Source organism: Bradyrhizobium sp. USDA 4353, from assembly GCF_054063215.1.
The window spans coordinates 1,985,003-2,003,304 of record NZ_JBSSGB010000001.1; the positions used below are offsets into that span (position 1 = coordinate 1,985,003).

An 18,302-nucleotide genomic window follows, 5' to 3' on the forward strand; every position below is an offset into this window, starting at 1 on the left:
CGGGAGAGGTGAACGTGCCCCAAGCTCGCGATCAGGTCAGCCTGATCGAAACTCGATCAGGACGAGATCGCACTGGCGGCGATGTTGACCATCAGGGCGACGAGGGCGGTGTTGTAGACGAACGAAATGATGCCGTGGACGGTGGCGGTGCGGCGGATGACCTTGTCGGTGATGCCGACGTCGGAGACCTGGGCGGTCATGCCGATGATGAAGGAGAAGTAGACGAAGTCCCAATAGTCGGCGTGCTCGTCCTTGTCGCCGCTCGGAAATTGCAGGCCGCCCGGCTTGGCGCCGCGATAATAGTCATGGGCGTAGTGCAAGGCGAAGGTCGCATGCACCGCGACCCAGGACAGCGAGACGGTGAGCAGCGCAAGCGTCAGCGCAGGCGCATCGCGCTTGGAGGCGCCGAGCTCGAACACGATGGCGGCGATGCTGGCGAAGGCGCCGAGCGCGGTGACCAGCAGGATCACGAATCGGCCATCGTCCTGCATGACCGCCTTGCGGCGGATGTGCTGATGCTCGCTGCGCAACATCATCACCGCGACCAGCACGAGGTAGATCGTGGCGAAGATGTCCCAGCTGATCAGGAGCCGCGTGATCAGCCGGAGCGCGGACGGAAGCAGAAAGAACGAGACGGCGGCGATGCCGAGCGACATAAAGGTGCGCGGGCGCGCATAGATGATGCGCAACCCGCGTGGCAGGCGCGCGAAGCGCGCCAGCACCGGATCGTCAGGATGCAGCCCGGTCAACCGCGCGGCCCCGGCTCAGCTCTTGCGCTCGGCGACGAAATGCGCGGCCGCGCGCAAGACGTCGCCCTTGGCTCCGAAGATCGACAGCGCGGCGTCGCCACGCGCGAGCAGGTCGCGGACGCGCTGCTTGGCGCCCTCGACGCCAAGCTGGGTGACGAAAGTGGTCTTGCCGAGCTCGGCGTCGGCGCCGGCCGGCTTGCCGAGCGTGGCGGCATCGCCCTCGACGTCGAGCAGGTCGTCCGCGATCTGGAAGGCCTCGCCGAGCGCGCGGCCGTAGTCGTCGAGCGCCTGGTACTCGGCTGGCGTGGCCTGGCCGAGCAGGGCGCCGGCGATGCAGCCGAAGCGGAGCAGGGCGCCGGTCTTCATCTGCTGCACGCGGGCGACGTCGACCGGATCGCGATCACCGAACCGGCCCTCGCCGGCAAGATCGAGGATCTGGCCGCCGGCCATGCCGCCGACACCGGCGCACCGGGCCAGCGCCCGGGTCAGCGCCAGGCGCACGCCGGCATCGGGATGGATCTCGTCGCGGGTGATGATGTCGAAGGCAATGGTCAGGAGCGGCGTCGCCGGCGAGGATCGCGGTGGCGTCGTCATAGGCCTTGTGCAGCGTCGGACGTCCGCGGCGGAGGTCCGAATTGTCCATCGCCGGCAGGTCGTCATGGATCAGGGAGTAGCAATGGATGCATTCGAGCGCGGCGCCCGCCATCAGCGCGCCGCGGCGGGGCACGCCGAACACGGCAGCGCTCTCGACCACCAGGAATGGGCGCAGCCGCTTGCCGCCGCCGAGGCTGGAATAGCGCATCGAGTCGATCAGCCGCTTCGGACGGGCGATCTCGTCGGCCAAGGGCGCATCGGACAAGAGCTCGCCGAGCAGCGCTTCGGTCTCCTCCGCGGTCTTGTCCAGGCGTTGGGTGAAGTCGGTGGCCGTCGCGGTCATTTAAGAAGAGCTCCAAGGGCAAAATTCGCCGGACAATCGTTGATGGCGGCGACTTCGTCAATTGCGGGGACGGTGGTGGCTTTCGGCCGCAACGGCGGAAAAAAGCAGGAAACCTGATGGAGATGTCGGATAATCCGCCCCTCACGGCCGCCCCCAGCGTGGTCCAACCCGAGCGACGCCTGCCCTTGCGTACCGTCAGAGCCATCCTCCTGGTCGTCGTCCTGGTGCTGCTGGTGCCCTATGTCCTGACGCCGTTCTATGCCGTGGGTCACCCGGTCTCGACCCTGATGCTGTGGCGGACGGTGACGGGCCGGCCGATGGAGCGGCGCTGGATTGATCTCGCGGCGATGTCGCCCTATCTGCCGCGCTCGGTGGTGGCGGCCGAGGATGCCAAATTCTGCAGCCATCATGGGATCGATTGGGGGGCGCTGCGCGAGGTCATGGACGATGCCGAGGACGGCGATGTCAGCCGCGGCGGCTCGACCATCACGCAGCAGGTCGCCAAGAACCTGTTCCTCTGGCAGGGCCGCAGCTATGTCCGAAAGGCCCTGGAGCTGCCGCTGGCGCTGTGGATCGACCTCGTGCTGAGCAAAAGGCGGATCTTGGAGATCTATCTCAACATCGCCGAGCTCGGCCCGTCCGGCCAGTTCGGCGTCGAGGCGGGGGCGAATTACGCCTTCGGCCGCTCGGCCGCAGGCTTGGGGCCGCGCGAGGCGGCGCTGTTGGCCTCGATCCTGCCCAATCCGGTCCGGCGCAGCGCCCGGACGCCGGGGCCAGGGGTGCGGCGGCTGGCGGCCACCTATATGGTCCGGGCGCAAGCGTCCGCGCTTCAGACCTGCTGGGGCGACCGGCGGTGAGGTCGGGGGAGGGTGAAATTTGGCCAAAAATGCCTCGGAGAGCCCTAGCCATGCCGCAACCCATCCTCTATAAGCGCGGCCTTGATCGGCATCCGGGCTCGCCAGCTTCATGGCTGCAGCCGTCCCTTTCGCGGACGATGCCTTCCGAATACCCCTAGAGGATACCGATATGGCCGTCCCCAGAAGAAAAACTTCGCCGTCGCGCCGCGGCATGCGCCGCTCGGCTGACGCGATCAAGAAGCCGACCTATGTCGAGGACAAGGACTCTGGCGAGCTGCGTCGTCCGCACCACCTGGACCTGAAGACCGGCATGTACAAGGGCCGCCAGGTCCTGAAGAAGAAAGACGCCTGATTGCCCGTTCGGGTCGCTGTTCAAGCTGCCCGAATTCGGCCATCGATGGGGTTGAAAGCGGTCCCGCGCGACGTGATTCGCCGGGGCCGCTTCCGCTTGTGTGCTGCGTGATCCCGTCTCGCCGTCATAATCTTCCAATTGATTTCGTGGCGGGTCCGCCCCCCGCGCCATAAGGCTCCAACCGATGTCCATGGTCGGTTTCCCGCTGCTGCTGATCCCGCTGGCGATCTACAACATGATCGTCTTCCTGATGCCGGGGGTCGAGTTCGGCGAGGTCCTGCTGCGCCTGCAGCTGCCGTCCGGCGAGCTCTGGACGATCTCGCTGGGCGACATGCTGCTGGCGCTCGGCGTGCTGCTGCTGCTGCTGGAGGTCATCAAGGCGTCCAAGCCGAACGGCAAATATTTGACCGACCATCTGCTGTCGCTCCTGGTGTTCGGCGGCGCCGCGGCCGAATTCGCGATGTGGAAGAAGTTCGGTAACTCCACCTTCCTGCTGCTGACCCTGCTGGCGATGGTCGATTTCTTCAGCGGCATCGCGCTGCGCACCAAGCGCGCCGCCCGGGCGGTGGTCGCCGCACCTGTTCCGGTGACGCCGGCTGTGGCCGAGGAGCCTGTCGCCCATCCCGTGCCCGAGGCGGTCGAGGAGCCGATCAAGCCCGAAGAGCCGGTGCCTTCAGAAGTTCATCACGTCGAAGCGCCTCCCGCTCCGGCGCCGGTCGTCGAGCCGGTGACCGACACGGTGCCGGCGGCTGCGTCGGTCGCCGAGTCCGTGCTGCTCGATCGCTCGGTGCCCCGGCCGGCCCCTGTGCAGACGACCGGCTGGGTCGCGGAGGTCAAGGAGGCTGAGGCCGCTGCTCCGAGCGCTCCGGAGCCGCATACAGCCGAGACGCCAAAATCCGAGACCCCCAAATCCTGAGGCGCAGGCGGGCGCCGCTCAGATGACCTCCCGGGTGCGATCGCCCGCCCGCATCACCGGCCGAAGCCGTGCCGCATAGGCGCTGTGGACATCCGCAGCCGCCGCGCGCCTGAGCGTGCTGGTCTGCGGCAAGTGCTCGGCCGTCGCGATCAGCTGGGTGACGAAGCCGGCATCGGGACGGGCAGCGCGGATCATCGTCGCGCGGCGGTCGGGGCTCCGCGTGCCCGGCACCAGTGCCAGGGAGCGGGACGCCTCATCTGCTCCGCGTGAGCCCTCGTCCTGATCAATCGTTGACATCGTCCCACCACACCCGGCGCACTTGTCACATTATGGGACGCCGGAGCCTTTCACCATCCCATCTCGCAAAGGCAATGCCGCGCCCGCCGCGCCGGGTCCGTCCGAGGCGAAAGATGGTTGATGCGGCCGGGACATGCTGATGTCGCGACGGCATGCTCTCCGTTAACCAGAGATGCGTAGTCTGATTCGCGAATTGCGCCGCCGCCGCTCGCAACGGTAGGTGGCGGCTGTCCTGCTATCGACGCCGGTGCGCGCCGGCGTGTTCCAGAACGAGGCGATCTTGACATCCGATTTGCCACAGACCTCGATGATCCTGGCCTCCCTCGGCCAAGCCGCCTTCGTCTGGGATCTGGCGAGCGACGTCATCGTGTGGAGCGACCACGTCGGCGCTGTCTTCGCCGACGTGCCGCTGCCGCAGCTCTGCAACGGCACCGAATTCGGCAAGCTGATCGAGCCGGACCGCAACATTCGCTCCGAGGTCATGCGCCAGGCCGCGCCGCTCTACGGCGCCAGCGGCACGCCCTACCGTATCGAATATGGTGTGCGGACCCATGCCGGCGCGCCGCTGATCTGGGTCGAGGAAACTGGCTGCTGGTTCGCCGGCTCGGACGGACGGCCGTCGCGCGCCCAGGGCATCGTGCGCATCAACAACGAGCGCCACGCCCGGGAGGAGCAGCTCCTCAAGCTGTCGCGTCACGATCCGCTCACCGGCGAGCTGAACCGCACGCATCTATTGGCGACGCTGGCCGAGGTGATCGAGGAATCGCAGCGCTTTCGCTTCTCCTGCGCCTTCATGCTGGTCGGCATCGACCATCTCGCGCGCATCAACGACGCGTTCGGCTTCGACGTCGCCGATGGCGTGGTGCTCGAGGTGGCGCAGCGGATCCGCGCGCGGCTGCGCGGCGGCGATGCGCTGGGACGCTTCTCGGGCAACAAGTTCGGGCTGATCCTCAAGAACTGCACCATGGACGACATGACGATCGCAGCCGAGCGTTTCCTTGCGGCAGTTCGCGACGACGTGGTGCCGACCAAGTCGGGACCGGTCGCCGTCACCGCCACGATTGGCGCCGTCAGCGTGCCGCGCCATGCGCGCTCGGTCGAAGAGGCGGTCAACCGCGCCCATGAGACGCTCGATGCCGCCAAGCGGCGCCGCATCGGCTCGTTCTCGACCTGGCGGCCGAACGTCGAGCGCGACGCGCAGCGCAAGGTCAACATCCGCGTCACCGACGAGATCGTCACCGCGCTCAACGAGCGGCGCATCGTCACGGCGTTCGAGCCGGTGGTGAATGCCACCACGCTCGCGCCCGCCTTCTATGAGTGCCTGGTGCGGATGCGGCAGGATGACGGCCGCGCTTTGCTGGCGCCGGATGTCGTGCCGGTCGCCGAGCGACTCGGCCTGATCCGCCTCGTCGATCACCGCATCCTGGAGCTCGTCGTGACCGAGCTCGCGAGCACGCCGGACGTGACCCTGAGCCTCAACATCTCGCCGGAGACCACCATGGATCCGGACTGGTGGGCCTCGATCGAATCGATGATGCGCGCTCATCCCGGTGTCGCCGAGCGGCTGATCGTCGAGATCACCGAGACGGTCGAGATCCAGGACATCGATGATCTCCGCGGCTTCGTGACCCGCTTGAAGGATCTCGGCAGCCGCATCGCGATCGACGATTTCGGCGCGGGGCACACCTCGTTCCGCAACCTGCGCAAGCTCGGCGTCGACATCGTCAAGATCGATGGCGCATTCGTGCAGAATCTCGCGCGCTCGGCCGACGACCGCGCCTTCGTGCAGACGCTGGTCGAGCTGGCGAGGCGGCTCGAGATCAAGACCGTGGCGGAATGGGTGCAGGACGATGCGTCGGTGGCGCTGCTGCGCGACTGGGGCTGCGACTACATCCAGGGTCGCGTGATCGGCCTTGCCTCGACGGACAGGCCATGGATCGAGCAGGGCAGGGTGGAGTTGCCGGCGGCAAGCTGATCAGCCGCCGGCTTTCGATCGCAGCAAACGGCAAGCTCAGCCTTGCTGCTCGTCCTTCTTTGGCTCCGACATGCGGTCGAGCCGGTCCTGCATTTCCTTCATCTGGCGGCGCAGCTCGTCGATATTGTCGTCAGCGGCGGCTGCGGGCTCGGCGGCCTTGTCCTCGCTGCGCGCCGCTGCAGGCGTGAACGGCTTGAACATCGAGAAGGTCTGCTGGAACAGCTCCATATTGCGACGCACCTGCTCTTCGAGCGGCGCGAACGGCGTCCCGCTGAAGGTGTCGGCGATCTGCTTGCGGAACTTCTCCTGCTCCTTGGTCAGCGTGTCGATCGACTGCTCAAGGTACTTTGGCACCACCATCTGCATGCTGTCGCCGTAGAACCGGATCAGCTGGCGCAGGAACGTCGTCGGCAGCAGGTTCTGCCCCGCCTTGTTCTCCTGCTCGAAGATGATCTGAGCGAGCACCGAACGGGTGATGTCGTCGCCGGTCTTGGCGTCATAGACCAGGAAATCCTCGCCGTTCTTAACCATGGAAGCCAGATCTTCCAGGGTCACGTATGTACTCGTCCCGGTATTGTAGAGCCGCCGGTTCGCGTATTTCTTGATCGTGGTGGGTTGGTCAGATTTCGCCATGAGCTCACACATGCAAACCGAGAACAGGGAACCCTGCGGCGCTGCCGCGGGGGCGAAGAGCTACGCAATGCAATAACGTAATCACTTTCGAGCGAGTTCGGCTACGGTTTTGTGCGGAACGGTTAATCCGACAGCAGAAATCTTGCTCATGAAACGGCCATCCGCGCCATTTTGAGTGCGCTGCAACAGGATTCGATGGCCCCACCGATTGACATGTCGCAACGACGTTCACAGGATGATGGGCGAAGGTTGCGCCCGCCCGCAGTGGGGCTTGCGGACGGCCGGCATAACTATGAACTGAGATATATGAACTGAGATCGTCGTCTTCGTTTCAAAATCGCTCCCGCTCTCAAGCCTCGCCTTCACACCCAAGATCAAGAACCTCAGGAGATGCCCATGTCGGACGATGTCGTCATCGTCAGCGCCGCCCGCACCGCGGTTGGAAGTTTCAACGGTGCCTTCGCCAGTGTCCCGGCCCATGAGCTGGGCGCGGTTGCCATCAAGGCCGCGCTGGAGCGCGCTGGCGTGGAGCCGGGCCGTGTCTCCGAGGTCATCATGGGTCAGATCCTGACCGCAGCGCAGGGCCAGAACCCGGCACGTCAGGCGTCGATCGCCGCCGGCATTCCGGTGGACAGCCCGGCCTGGGGCATCAACCAGCTGTGCGGCTCCGGCCTGCGCTCGGTGGCGCTCGGCTATCAGGCGCTGAAGAACGGCGATTCCGACATCGTGGTCGCCGGTGGCCAGGAGTCGATGAGCATGGCGCCGCATGCGCAATATCTGCGCGGCGGCGTGAAGATGGGCTCGCTGGAGTTCGTCGACACCATGATCAAAGACGGCCTGTGGGACGCCTTCAACGGCTATCACATGGGCAACACCGCCGAGAACGTTGCGAAGCAGTACCAGATCACGCGCGCCCAGCAGGACGAGTTCGCGGTTGCATCGCAGAACAAGGCCGAGGCCGCGCAGAAGGCCGGCAAGTTCAAGGATGAGATTGCGCCCGTGACCATCAAGGGCCGCAAGGGCGACACCATCGTCGACACCGACGAATATCCGCGTCACGGCGCCACGCTCGACGCGATGGCCAAGCTGCGCGCGGCGTTCGAGAAGGACGGCACCGTCACCGCCGGCAACGCGTCCGGCATCAATGACGGCGCTGCGGCCGTCGTGCTGATGACCGCCAAGCAGGCGGAAAAGGAAGGCAAGACTCCGCTGGCGCGGATCGTGTCCTGGGGCCAGGCCGGCGTCGACCCGAAGATCATGGGCACCGGCCCGATCCCGGCCTCGCGTGCAGCGCTGAAGAAGGCAGGCTGGACTATCGCCGATCTCGACCTGATCGAGGCGAACGAGGCGTTTGCGGCGCAGGCCTGCGCCGTCAACAAGGATCTCGGCTGGGATCCTGCCAAGGTCAACGTCAATGGCGGCGCGATCGCGATCGGCCATCCGATCGGTGCCTCCGGCGCCCGCGTGCTCGTCACCTTGCTGCATGAGATGCAGAAGCGCGACGCCAAGAAAGGCCTGGCCACGCTGTGCATCGGCGGCGGCATGGGCATCGCCCTGTGCGTTGCACGCGACTAAAAACGCGGCACTGATTGCGAAACGTTCGATCTTCGCAATCGCGTCCAGCTCAACTAAAGATCAACGCCCGGCGATCTCGCCGGGCGTTTTGTTCTTGATGTCCGTCAAACACGTCGCATAATCGAAGACATAAAAAATGAGAGTTGAGCGAGCATGTCTGTCGCAGCGACGAGATGATTGTCGCGACGGCGTCCATGGTCCAATAACAACGGAATGCACATCGGCATCCTCAGGTTGTTGTCGTGTGATCAGTCATCGAGGGAAGGATTCGACATGGCACGTGTGGCGTTGGTGACGGGGGGGACGCGCGGTATCGGTGCGGCCATCAGCAAGGCGCTGAAGGCTGCCGGATACAAGGTCGCGGCGAATTACGGCGGCAACGATGCCGCTGCCGAGAAGTTCAAGAGCGAGACCGAGATCCCGGTCTACAAATGGGACGTCAGCTCGTTCGAGGCCTGCTCCGAGGGGATCAAGAAGGTCGAAGCCGATCTCGGCCCGGTCGAGGTGCTGATCAACAATGCCGGCATCACCCGCGACACGGCGTTCCACAAGATGACGCTCGAGCAGTGGAGCGCCGTCATCAACACCAATCTCGGCTCGCTGTTCAACATGACCCGGCCGGTCATCGAGGGCATGCGCGCGCGCAAGTTCGGCCGCATCATCAACATCTCCTCGATCAACGGGCAGAAGGGGCAGTTCGGCCAGGTCAACTACTCCGCGGCGAAAGCGGGCGACATCGGCTTCACCAAGGCGCTGGCGCTGGAGACCGCGAAGGCCGGCATCACCGTCAACGTGATCTGCCCGGGCTACATCAACACCGAAATGGTGCAGGCGGTGCCGAAGGATGTGCTGGAGAAGTCGATCCTGCCGCTGATTCCGGTCGGCCGCCTCGGCGAGCCCGAGGAGATCGCGCGCACCGTCGTGTTCCTCGCGGCGGACGAGGCCGGCGCCATCACCGGCTCGACCCTGTCCGTGAACGGCGGCCAGTACATGGCGTGATCTCGGCGGTGGCGTTGCCACCGGGCGTGATCTCCGGCTAAGACACCGAATGCCCGCGCTCGCCGCGGGCATTCACGTCTTTGGAGTAGCCCGGCACGGGCACAGGCGTGGATGGCTGGTCGGACCCGGCCGTGATGGAGCCTGCCACCCGATGTCCCAGCGCACCGCGACCTTGATCGGCCTGACCGCGATCCTGATGTGGTCGCTGCTCGCCTTGCTGACGGTGGCCACCGGCGCCATTCCGGCGTTCCAACTCGCCGCGATGACCTTTGCCGTCGGCGGCATCGTCGGCATGCTGACCGTTCTGAAGCGAGGCCAGGTGCTGCAGGTGCTGCAGCAGCCGGCGATGGCGTGGGCCGTCGGCGTCGGCGGCCTGTTCGGCTATCACGCGCTGTATTTCCTGGCGCTGCGCTTTGCGCCACCGGCGGAAGCAGGCTTGCTGAACTATCTCTGGCCGCTGTTGATCGTGCTGTTCTCCGCGTTTCTGCCCGGCGAGCGGCTCGCTGGTCATCACGTGATCGGCGCCGCGCTCGGGCTGGTCGGCACGGCGTTGTTGTTGATGGGCAATGGCGCGAGCTTCGCCGCGAGCCAGCTCCCGGGGCTCTTCGCTGCGTTCGTCGCAGCCTTCGTGTGGGCGATCTACTCGGTGCTGTCGCGCCGTCTGAAGGCGGTGCCCACCGATGCCGTCGCGGGCTTCTGTCTCGCCACCGCCGTGCTCGCCGCCCTGGTTCATCTCGCCGTCGAGCATACAGTCTGGCCGGACAACGCGACGCAGTGGCTGGCGGTGGCCGGGCTCGGCCTCGGCCCGGTCGGGGCCGCCTTCTACGCCTGGGACATCGGCATGAAGCGCGGCGACATTCGTGTGCTCGGTGCTGCGTCCTATGCGACGCCGCTGCTGTCGACGGCGTTCCTGATCGTCGCCGGCTACGCCCAGCCGAGCGCCACCATCGCCGTTGCAGCCTTGCTGATCGCGGGCGGTGGCCTCGTCGCGGCAAAGGACATGTTCCTGCTGCGCCGTCGCTGACGGCACGCACGTCATGCCGCGACCATCGTCGCGAATACGCTCTTTATCCTTGATTTCAGCTTAAGCCGGGAACCGGCGGCCTCGTTTACTGGTAGCTTGCAACCGCCGATCGGAGCTTGACGCCGTCTGCACCTAACCCAGCCTTTACCGGTGCTGCGCAAGACTTTTGCCCGCAATGGTGCTGACAACGGGGCGGCGGATGCCGGACGTGAGACGTTACATGGCCCGCGCCGGGGAGTTGTTTCGCGTTCCCGCCGACAATCCCGAGCTGACGCGCGCGCAATTCCAGGCGTTCTCCAAGCAGGTGCCGCTGCTCTATTTCATCCTGATCACCAATAGCCTCGCGCTCGCCTACACGTTCCTGCCGGTGGCGCCGATATGGCTGACCGTGTCGGTGCCGGCGCTGCTGTCGACCATCACCGGCCTTCGCATGCTCTGGTGGTTGCGGCAGAGCGAGGTGCCCAGCAGCGACGCCGAGGTGCTGCACAATCTGCGCTTCACCAACCGGATCGCCGGGCCGATCGGTGCGCTGTTCGTAATCTGGTCATTTTCGCTGTTTCCCTATGGCGATCCGTTCGCCAAGGGACAGGTCGCGTTCTACATGGCGGTCACCGTCATCGGCATCATCTTCTGCCTGATGCATCTACGGTCGGCGGCGCTGATCGTGACGCTGGTGGTGATCGTGCCTTACGTGATCTTCTTCATGGCCACCGGCGTCCACGCGCTGCGGGCGATTGCCGTCAATCAGCTGCTGGTCTCCGGCGCCATGGTGACGGTGCTGTTCATCTATTACCGCGACTTCGCCGCGCTGGTCGCGAGCCGCAAGTCATTGTTGGCCGAGCAGGCTGCGACGCAGGCGCTGTCGGACGAGAACTTCCGGCTCGCCAATCTGGACTCGCTGACCGACCTGCCCAACCGGCGCCGGTTCTTCTCCGAGCTGACCTCCGCCTTCGCCGAGGCCGAGCGCGACGGCACGCGGCTCGCCGTCGGCATCATCGATCTCGATGGCTTCAAGCCGATCAACGACACCTATGGGCATACGGTCGGCGACCGCGTTCTGATGGAAGCCGCGCGCCGCATTCGCGATGTCTGCGAAAACCGTGGATCCCAGGTCCATCTGGCGCGCCTCGGCGGAGACGAGTTCGGCCTCATCGTCGTCGGCAATCCGACCGATGCGGATCTGTTGACGCTCGGGCGGGAGATCACCGATCTCATCAAGCTGCCCTATCAGTTCGACACCACGCACACCGGTCTGTCCTGCTCGACCGGCTTTGCGATGTATCCACGCTCGGCGATGGCGGCGGATGCACTGTATGAATGTGCCGACTACGCGCTGTATCACGCCAAGCGCCGCGCGCGCGGCCAGGCGATCATCTTCTCGACCGAGCTCGAAGCCGAGATCCGCAGCCGCAGCGTGATCGAGCATCTGCTGCGCACGGCGGATTTCGAGACGGAGATGGAGCTCGTCTACCAGCCGATCATGGATGCCGCGAACGCGCACACCACCGGATTCGAGGTGCTGGCGCGCTGGCACAGCCCCAAGCTGGGCATTGTGGCGCCCTCCAGCTTCATCCCGGCCGCCGAGCGGATCGGTGTCATCCGCAACCTCACCCGCGTTCTCCTGGTCAAGGCGCTCGCTGCAGCACGGATGTGGCCTGATGACATCCAGGTGTCGTTCAACCTTTCGGCGCATGACATCTGCTCGCCGGAAGGCATCCTGCCGCTGATCTCGATCATTCAGGCCAGCGGCGTTCCGCCGCGCCGCATCGAGTTCGAGATCACCGAGACCGCCGTCACCTTCGATTTGGCCCGGGCCGAGGAGTCGATCGCGGCGTTGAAGGCGATCGGCTGCGGCATCTCGCTGGACGATTTCGGCACCGGCTATTCGTCGCTCAGCCACGTCCACCGGCTGCCGCTCGACAAGCTCAAGGTCGATCGAAGCTTCGTGCGCGATGTCAACGCCAATCCCGTCAGTCACAAGATCATCAAGTCGCTGACCGGCCTGTGCGCCGACATGGAGATCTCCTGCGTCGTCGAAGGCGTCGAGACGCAGGAGCAGCTCGACAGCCTGCGCGGCCTCGGCGCCGACTACATCCAGGGCTATTACTTCGCTGAGCCGATGCCGGCTGACGCCGTCTTCGGCTTTCTCTCCCGCGAGCGTCAGCGTTTTGCCGAGCCCCCCGCCGTCAAGGTGGCCGGCGCTTGAGCTAGACCGGCGGCTCCCAACCGGGAGGCGCGAGCTCGAATCCTGAAAACTCGAATCCCGGCGCGACCGTGCAGCCGACGAGCGTCCAGTCGCCGGTGCTCTCGGCCGCCTGCCAAGCGTGGGTGGGGACCACGGCCTGCGGCTGCTGGCCGGCCAGGAGGTCGATGCCGAGCGTCGTCGTCTGCGGCGCCTCGCCGTCGCCCGCGATGCGCAGCAACAGCGGCGCTCCCGCATAATAGTGCCACGTCTCGACCGCATCGACGCGGTGCCAATGCGAGCGCTCGCCGCGCGCGAGCAGGAAATAGATCAAGGTCGATGCGGCACGCCCGGACGCCTCGACGACAGTGTCGCGAAACGTCTCGCGAAAATGTCCGCCCTCCGGGTGTGGTTGCAGACCGAGGCGCGCGATGATGTCGGCGGCGGAGAGCGCGGTCATAAGCGGGATGCGTTCTACGACTTGTTCTTGCGCTCGCGCAGCTCGCCGAACACGTCCTCGGCGCTCGCGCCCTTCATGCGCAGCCGGACTGCGACCGCGGGATCGTCGGCGCGCAGGAACACGTTCGCGAGCTTCTCCTCGCCGAGCAGCACCGGGATGGTCGGCTGATTGGCGGCCCGCAGCCGCGTCACCTCGGCTGCGCGCGCCTTCAGCGCCTCGTTATCAGGATCGACGGTCAGCGCGAATTTGACGTTCGAGGCGGTGTATTCGTGGCCGCAATACAGCCTGAAATCGTCGGGCAACGTGCGCAGCTTCAACAGCGAATCCCACATCATCGGATAGGTGCCCTCGAACACGCGGCCGCAGCCAATCGAGAACAGCGTGTCGGCGGCGAACACCGCCTTGTCGGCATCGAACACGTAGGACACGTGGTCGAGCGTATGGCCGGGCGTCTCCAGCACGCGCGCAAGCAGCTCGCCGATCTTGACGACGTCGCCATGGCCGACGCGCAGGTCGACATTGCCGATCGCCGTGGTCTTGTCGTGCGGCGCGACGACGCGGCAGCCATAGCGCTGCTTCAGCTCGGCGACCCCTCCGACATGGTCGTGGTGATGATGGGTGACCAGGATGTCGGTGAGGGTCCAGCCGGCGGCCTCGAGCTGGCGCACGATCGCACCGGCTTCCGGCGCGTCGATCGAGGCGGTGGCGCCGGTCGCGGGATCGTGGATCAGGTAGCCGAAATTATCGGACAGACAGGTGAAGACGCGGATGTCAGCGGCCATGATGTCTCCGTCGGCGGTACTGCCGGGCAGAGATATGGCGTTAACGCTGCAGGCGCAACGCAATATTGGGCGCGCGACCGCCCGCGTCCGCATGATACATTGTCGTCATGGACGTGATCGATCTGCGGAATTTCTATTCGGGGCGCCTCGGGATCGTCGCGCGGCTCTTGATCAACCGCGGCATCCGGGCGCGCTGGCCGAGCGCGGCCGGGCAGCGCGTGCTCGGCATCGGCTATCCCACGCCCTATCTCGGACTGTTCCGCGAGGATTCCGAGCGCTGCATCGCCTTCATGCCGGCCGCGCAAGGTGTGCTGAAATGGCCGACGGCACGGCCGACACTGGCCTCGCTGGTGGACGAGTTCTCACTGCCGCTGCCGGACTCGGCGGTCGACCGAATCCTGATCGTGCATGCGCTGGAGATGTCGGACGATCCGGCCGGATTGCTGCGTGAGGTCTGGCGCGTGCTGGCGCCGGCGGGCCGCATGATCATCGTCATTCCCAACCGCCGCGGCGTCTGGACGCGGACCGACAACACGCCGTTCGGCCACGGCCGGCCGTATTCGCGCTCGCAGATCACGCAACTGCTGCGGCAGACCTGGTTCACGCCGAGCGCCTGGGGCGAGGCGCTGTTCATGCCGCCGGTCGGCGGCTGGTTCCTGAGATCGGCGATGGCCTGGGAGCGCGTGGGCGCGGCGCTGTCGCTGCCGTTCGCCGGCGTCCATATCGTCGAAGCGACCAAGCAGGTCTATCGCGTCATTCCGGCACGTCGCGAGCGCATCAGGCTGATCCCGCGGCTCGAGCCGGTGCTGACGCCGGCGCCGTCAGCGCAGGGCTCCAACCGCGGCAGCGAGGATCGACGCGATTAGTCCTGCATCGAGGAGGGTTGCGTCGGGGAGGGGTGCATCGAGAGGCTTGCGCCGCTGCGAGGCAAAGCCCGCAAAATAAAACGGGCGAGCCGAAGGCCCGCCCGTGTCGTCAAAGCGCAATGGTAAGCGTCACTCGCCGGGATTGAGATCCTCGCTCGGCGCCGGTGCAGCAGCGGCCGCTTCCGCACGCGGGCCGTGCGGCCGGCGACGGCGCCTTGGATAACGCTCGGCGCCACCTTCGAACGCGGCGGGAGGATTGGCGATCTGCGGCTGCGGGCCGGTGATGAAGGACGGCAGGCGGTCGACCCCGCTGTCGGCGACGACCGGCTGCGGTTGCGGCTGATACTGCGCCGGCTGCGGACGTTCGCGATGCTCGCGCGGCTCCCGCTCGCGATGCTCCTGCGGCTCGCGGTGCTCACGCGGCTCGCGAGCCTCTCTCGGCTCCCGATGCTCGCGGGGCTGACGATGCTCGCGGGCTTCGCGGTGCTCGCGCGGCTGTTGCTGATCGCGCTGATAGGGCTGCTGATTGTCGCCACGCTCGCGCTGACCGCCGTCACGGTCGCGCATGAAGGGCTGGGCTTGAGGCTGAGGCTGAACGAAGCCCGGCTCCTGGCCGAAATGCGAGAAGCTCTCGCCGTCATCGTCGAGATCGTCGACGGTCAGATCATCGGCTGCGCGCGGCTGCGGCTGGTTCTGACGGAACTGCTCCTGGGCCGCCGCGATCAGGCGGAAATAATGCTCGGCGTGCTGATAGTAGTTTTCGGCGGCAACGGGGTCGCCCGAGGAGCGGGCGTCACGGGCAAGCTGGACGTATTTTTCGGCCACATGGGAGGCGGTGCCACGGATCTTGATGTCCGGCCCGTTGGACTCGAACACCCGGGTCAGAGGATTTTGGCCGCGCCGGTTATTGTTGTTGTTACCGTTGTTGCGGTTGCGCATCCGCTTGTTGTTTTGACCGTTTCTCATGTCCTGCCTTTATTCCAACCCTGCGTGAGGAGCACTGATTGTCAGAGCATTGATTGTCATCAGAATACCGATGCCGTATTGAAATACCGTCCCGTGGTCCGGGCGCATGGCGCGCGGCCCAGTCCGGTCGATGCCGGTCCCGACCTGCCAGTACCGACCCATGCCGATGTGATCGACAGCCGATTCGCTCGACAAAAGCGCGTTCAAAACGCGTTCCCCACCCACCGGCTCGTTCGGCCGGCGAACCACGTCATTCAGCCAGCCAGGGCGAGCTTCGCCACGACTGACCCAGTTTGCTTCGCGTAAGACCTCAAGTGCAAAGTCTGGCTTTCGTTCGCTTTGCAGTCTTAGGCTGCGCAGCCATTCGGCTCTCGCGCTCAACAGATCTGCGTTCTGGAACCAATCGCCCGGCGCGGCTCTCTGGCATCTGGCCGCCGCGGTGTTCCGTGAATACCGCTCAGCGGGGCCTGCGCCGATGCTATGGAGGGAACGTAGTCGCTCCCAAGGGATATTCCAAGAGCTTTTTCTGGATCGCCGGCCCTTTATGGGTGCTTTTTTAGGCCCATGACCGCCCGCGGAATACCGGTCAAATCTGCCCTGGTGCACGCCGAATTGGTGGTCAGACCCGCCTCGATCATCAGCGCGGCAACGTCATCGCTCTGGTCGTGGCCGACCTCGACGATGACGGCGCCGCCGGGACGCAGCAGCCGGGCCGCCTGCGGAATCAGCGCGCGATAGGCGTCGAGCCCGTCATCGCCGCCATCGAGCGCGCGCCAGGGATCATGGATGCGCACCTCGACGGCGAGATCGCCGATGTCGGTCGAGGGGATGTAAGGCGGGTTCGATACGATCAGATCGAACGGCGGCGCCAGCGCGGCCGCATACGAGCAGGCAACGAAGCGGCTGCGGTCGTCGAGCCCCAGCGCGCGTGCATTCTCCCGTGCCGTCATGAGTGCGGCGATGCTGATGTCGGTGCCGACGCCGGAAGCCTGCGGCAGCTCGGACAAGAGCGCCAGCAGGATGGCGCCCGAGCCGGTGCCGAGATCGGCAATGCGCAAGCGTCGCGTCAGCGCACCGCCGGTCGCGAGATGCTCCAGCGCCAGCTCGACGACGGTCTCCGTATCCGGCCGCGGGACCAGCGTGTCGGCCGAGAGCCGCAGCGGCAGGCCCCAGAACTCCTTGGCTCCGAGAATCCGGGCCACGGGCTCGCCAGCGAGGCGGCGCTGCACCAGCGCTTCGATCTGCGTCACTTCAGCGGCGGAGAGCGGGCGGCTGCCCTGCGTGACGAGGCCCGTCAGATCGAGCTGGAGGGCATGGCCCACCAGCAGTCGAGCGTCGAGCTCGGGCGAATCGAGCCCCGCATTTGCGAAGCGTGCTGCCAGTGCGCGTCGCGCGGCATCGACAGTTGCCCCCGCCGCGATCTTCGTCATCGCGCCGTCTCTTTCCACGGGTCATCCCCGCGAAAGCGGGGATCCATACGCCGTGCTGGCGCGGGACGGGTGGTCGGAGTTGCCTTCCATGACAACCGCTGAAGCCGGTGGTTATGGGTCCCGGCGTTCGCCGGGACGACACCGTTTGTGTTGAAGCAGGGTCGCAGCATCGCCTCTCGCAACGCGCGGGCGCTCATCACGCCGCAGCGCCCTGCGCTGCGAGCTGCGCGGCCTGGTGCTCCGTGGTCAGCGCGTCGATCAGCTCACCCAGCGCTTCGCCGGCGATCACCTGCGGCAGCTTGTAGAGCGTCAGATTGATGCGGTGATCGGTGACGCGCCCTTGCGGAAAATTGTAGGTGCGGATGCGCTCGGAGCGGTCGCCGGAGCCGACCTTCTCCTTGCGCTCGGCGGAGCGCGCCGCGTCGACCTTCTGCCGCTCCGCGTCGTAGATGCGCGAGCGCAGGATGTTCATCGCCGACGCCCGGTTCTTATGCTGCGAGCGGCTGTCCTGCATCATCACCACGATCCCCGTGGGAATGTGCGTAATGCGGATCGCCGATTCCGTCTTGTTGACGTGCTGGCCGCCGGCGCCTTGCGCACGCATGGTCTCGATGCGCAGATCGTCCTGCTTGATGTCGACGTCGACATCCTCGACCTCGGGCAGCACGGCCACCGTCGCCGCCGAGGTGTGGATGCGCCCTTGCGTCTCCGTATCGGGCACGCGCTGCACGCGGTGCACGCCGGATTCGAATTTCAGCTTGGCGAAGGCGCCGCGGCCCTGCACCTCGGCGATGATTTCCTTGTAGCCGCCGACGGTGCCCTCGGACGCCGAGATCACCTCGACCTTCCAGCCCTGCAAGGCGGCGAAGCGCTCATACATCCGGAACAGATCGCCGGCGAACAGCGAGGCCTCGTCGCCGCCAGTGCCGGCGCGGATCTCGAGCACCACGTTGCGGTCGTCCATCGCGTCCTTCGGCAACAGCGCGACGCGGATCTTCTGCTCCAGCTCGCCGCGGCGGGCGACCAGCTCGTCGCGCTCGGTCTCCGCCATCGCGCGCATCTCGGCGTCGGTGTCGGGATCGGCGATCAGCGCCTCGGTGTCGGCCAGTTCTTTGACGCCCGCACGATAAGCCTTCACCGCCTCGATCAGCGGATTGAGCTCGGCGAGCTCGCGGGTGATCTGCACGTAGCGATCGGAATTGACCTGGCCGAGCAGCTCCGCCTCGAGCGAGGCGTGATGCGCCAACAAAACGTCCAGTTTGGCTTCGGGAAGCGACGACATGATGCAATCTGATGTAGGAA

18 protein-coding genes and 1 pseudogene are annotated in these 18,302 nt (G+C 65.9%); 9 read left to right on the top strand and 10 right to left on the bottom strand.

All coding sequences use genetic code 11. From position 1 onward, the window contains the following. Positions 1-56: 56 nt before the first annotated feature. Positions 57-749 carry a DUF1345 domain-containing protein gene (locus tag ACVILH_RS08890; RefSeq protein ID WP_456712553.1) on the bottom strand — a complete coding sequence of 231 codons (693 nt, stop codon included), beginning with the start codon at positions 747-749 and terminating at the stop codon, positions 57-59. Positions 750-764: 15 nt separating this feature from the next. Continuing rightward, positions 765-1,686, bottom strand: a pseudogene (locus ACVILH_RS08895) (polyprenyl synthetase family protein). A gap of 185 nt (positions 1,687-1,871) precedes the next feature. Between ACVILH_RS08895 and mtgA the strand changes: the two are divergent. The 3 genes from mtgA (at position 1,872) to ACVILH_RS08910 (ending at position 3,811) form a co-directional block, all read left to right on the top strand. Next, complete coding sequence (gene mtgA / locus ACVILH_RS08900; protein WP_456712554.1) at positions 1,872-2,543, top strand: monofunctional biosynthetic peptidoglycan transglycosylase; 672 nt, start codon at positions 1,872-1,874, stop codon at positions 2,541-2,543. 169 nt (positions 2,544-2,712) lie between these two features. Beyond that, positions 2,713-2,895 carry a 50S ribosomal protein L32 gene (gene rpmF / locus ACVILH_RS08905; RefSeq protein WP_006610266.1) on the top strand — a complete coding sequence of 61 codons (183 nt, stop codon included), beginning with the start codon at positions 2,713-2,715 and terminating at the stop codon, positions 2,893-2,895. A 184-nt stretch (positions 2,896-3,079) separates the two neighbouring features. Then, positions 3,080-3,811, top strand: a complete 732-nt coding sequence (locus tag ACVILH_RS08910) for a hypothetical protein (RefSeq protein WP_456712555.1) — start codon at positions 3,080-3,082, stop codon at positions 3,809-3,811. Between the two features lie 18 nt (positions 3,812-3,829). Here ACVILH_RS08910 and ACVILH_RS08915 read toward each other — a convergent pair whose 3' ends face one another. Further along, entirely contained in the window at positions 3,830-4,108 is a 279-nt protein-coding gene (locus tag ACVILH_RS08915) for a hypothetical protein (RefSeq protein WP_456712556.1), read from the bottom strand. A 307-nt stretch (positions 4,109-4,415) separates the two neighbouring features. Between ACVILH_RS08915 and ACVILH_RS08920 the strand changes: the two genes are divergently transcribed. After that, the gene (locus ACVILH_RS08920; RefSeq protein WP_456716912.1) at positions 4,416-6,083 is read left to right on the top strand and encodes an EAL domain-containing protein; all 1,668 of its coding nucleotides are present in this window, start codon (positions 4,416-4,418) and stop codon (positions 6,081-6,083) included. A gap of 36 nt (positions 6,084-6,119) precedes the next feature. Here the strand turns inward: ACVILH_RS08920 and phaR are convergent, their stop codons facing one another. Beyond that, the gene (gene phaR, locus ACVILH_RS08925) at positions 6,120-6,716 is read right to left on the bottom strand and encodes a polyhydroxyalkanoate synthesis repressor PhaR (RefSeq protein ID WP_456712557.1); all 597 of its coding nucleotides are present in this window, start codon (positions 6,714-6,716) and stop codon (positions 6,120-6,122) included. A 396-nt stretch (positions 6,717-7,112) separates the two neighbouring features. Here phaR and ACVILH_RS08930 point away from each other — a divergent pair, with 396 nt between their 5' ends. The 4 genes from ACVILH_RS08930 to ACVILH_RS08945 all read left to right on the top strand — a co-directional run bounded on the left by ACVILH_RS08930 (position 7,113) and on the right by ACVILH_RS08945 (position 12,520). Beyond that, complete coding sequence (locus tag ACVILH_RS08930; RefSeq protein WP_456712558.1) at positions 7,113-8,291, top strand: acetyl-CoA C-acetyltransferase; 1,179 nt, start codon at positions 7,113-7,115, stop codon at positions 8,289-8,291. Positions 8,292-8,564: 273 nt separating this feature from the next. Then, complete coding sequence (phbB, locus tag ACVILH_RS08935) at positions 8,565-9,290, top strand: acetoacetyl-CoA reductase (protein ID WP_456712559.1); 726 nt, start codon at positions 8,565-8,567, stop codon at positions 9,288-9,290. A 151-nt stretch (positions 9,291-9,441) separates the two neighbouring features. Beyond that, positions 9,442-10,314, top strand: a complete 873-nt coding sequence (gene yddG, locus ACVILH_RS08940; RefSeq protein WP_456712560.1) for an aromatic amino acid exporter YddG — start codon at positions 9,442-9,444, stop codon at positions 10,312-10,314. 199 nt (positions 10,315-10,513) lie between these two features. After that, complete coding sequence (locus tag ACVILH_RS08945) at positions 10,514-12,520, top strand: putative bifunctional diguanylate cyclase/phosphodiesterase (RefSeq protein ID WP_456712561.1); 2,007 nt, start codon at positions 10,514-10,516, stop codon at positions 12,518-12,520. Position 12,521: 1 nt separating this feature from the next. On the opposite strand, the gene ACVILH_RS08950 is transcribed toward ACVILH_RS08945, so the two are convergent. Both ACVILH_RS08950 and gloB read right to left on the bottom strand, forming a co-directional pair. Beyond that, positions 12,522-12,956 carry a cupin domain-containing protein gene (locus ACVILH_RS08950; RefSeq protein ID WP_456712562.1) on the bottom strand — a complete coding sequence of 145 codons (435 nt, stop codon included), beginning with the start codon at positions 12,954-12,956 and terminating at the stop codon, positions 12,522-12,524. A gap of 14 nt (positions 12,957-12,970) precedes the next feature. Beyond that, positions 12,971-13,738, bottom strand: a complete 768-nt coding sequence (gene gloB, locus ACVILH_RS08955) for a hydroxyacylglutathione hydrolase (protein ID WP_456712563.1) — start codon at positions 13,736-13,738, stop codon at positions 12,971-12,973. A 107-nt stretch (positions 13,739-13,845) separates the two neighbouring features. On the opposite strand from gloB, the gene ACVILH_RS08960 reads away from it, so the two are divergent. Next, on the top strand, positions 13,846-14,604 hold the full coding sequence (locus tag ACVILH_RS08960; protein ID WP_456712564.1) for a class I SAM-dependent methyltransferase: 759 nt from the start codon (positions 13,846-13,848) through the stop codon (positions 14,602-14,604). Positions 14,605-14,733: 129 nt separating this feature from the next. On the opposite strand, the gene ACVILH_RS08965 is transcribed toward ACVILH_RS08960, so the two are convergent. From ACVILH_RS08965 to prfA, 4 genes are all read right to left on the bottom strand, one after another. Continuing rightward, positions 14,734-15,570, bottom strand: a complete 837-nt coding sequence (locus ACVILH_RS08965) for a DUF4167 domain-containing protein (protein WP_456712565.1) — start codon at positions 15,568-15,570, stop codon at positions 14,734-14,736. A 9-nt stretch (positions 15,571-15,579) separates the two neighbouring features. Further along, the gene (locus ACVILH_RS08970; protein WP_456712566.1) at positions 15,580-15,951 is read right to left on the bottom strand and encodes a hypothetical protein; all 372 of its coding nucleotides are present in this window, start codon (positions 15,949-15,951) and stop codon (positions 15,580-15,582) included. Between the two features lie 161 nt (positions 15,952-16,112). Then, positions 16,113-17,000, bottom strand: a complete 888-nt coding sequence (prmC, locus tag ACVILH_RS08975; protein ID WP_456712567.1) for a peptide chain release factor N(5)-glutamine methyltransferase — start codon at positions 16,998-17,000, stop codon at positions 16,113-16,115. A 196-nt stretch (positions 17,001-17,196) separates the two neighbouring features. Next, positions 17,197-18,282, bottom strand: a complete 1,086-nt coding sequence (prfA, locus tag ACVILH_RS08980) for a peptide chain release factor 1 (RefSeq protein ID WP_456712568.1) — start codon at positions 18,280-18,282, stop codon at positions 17,197-17,199. Between the last annotated feature and the right edge of the window lie 20 nt (positions 18,283-18,302).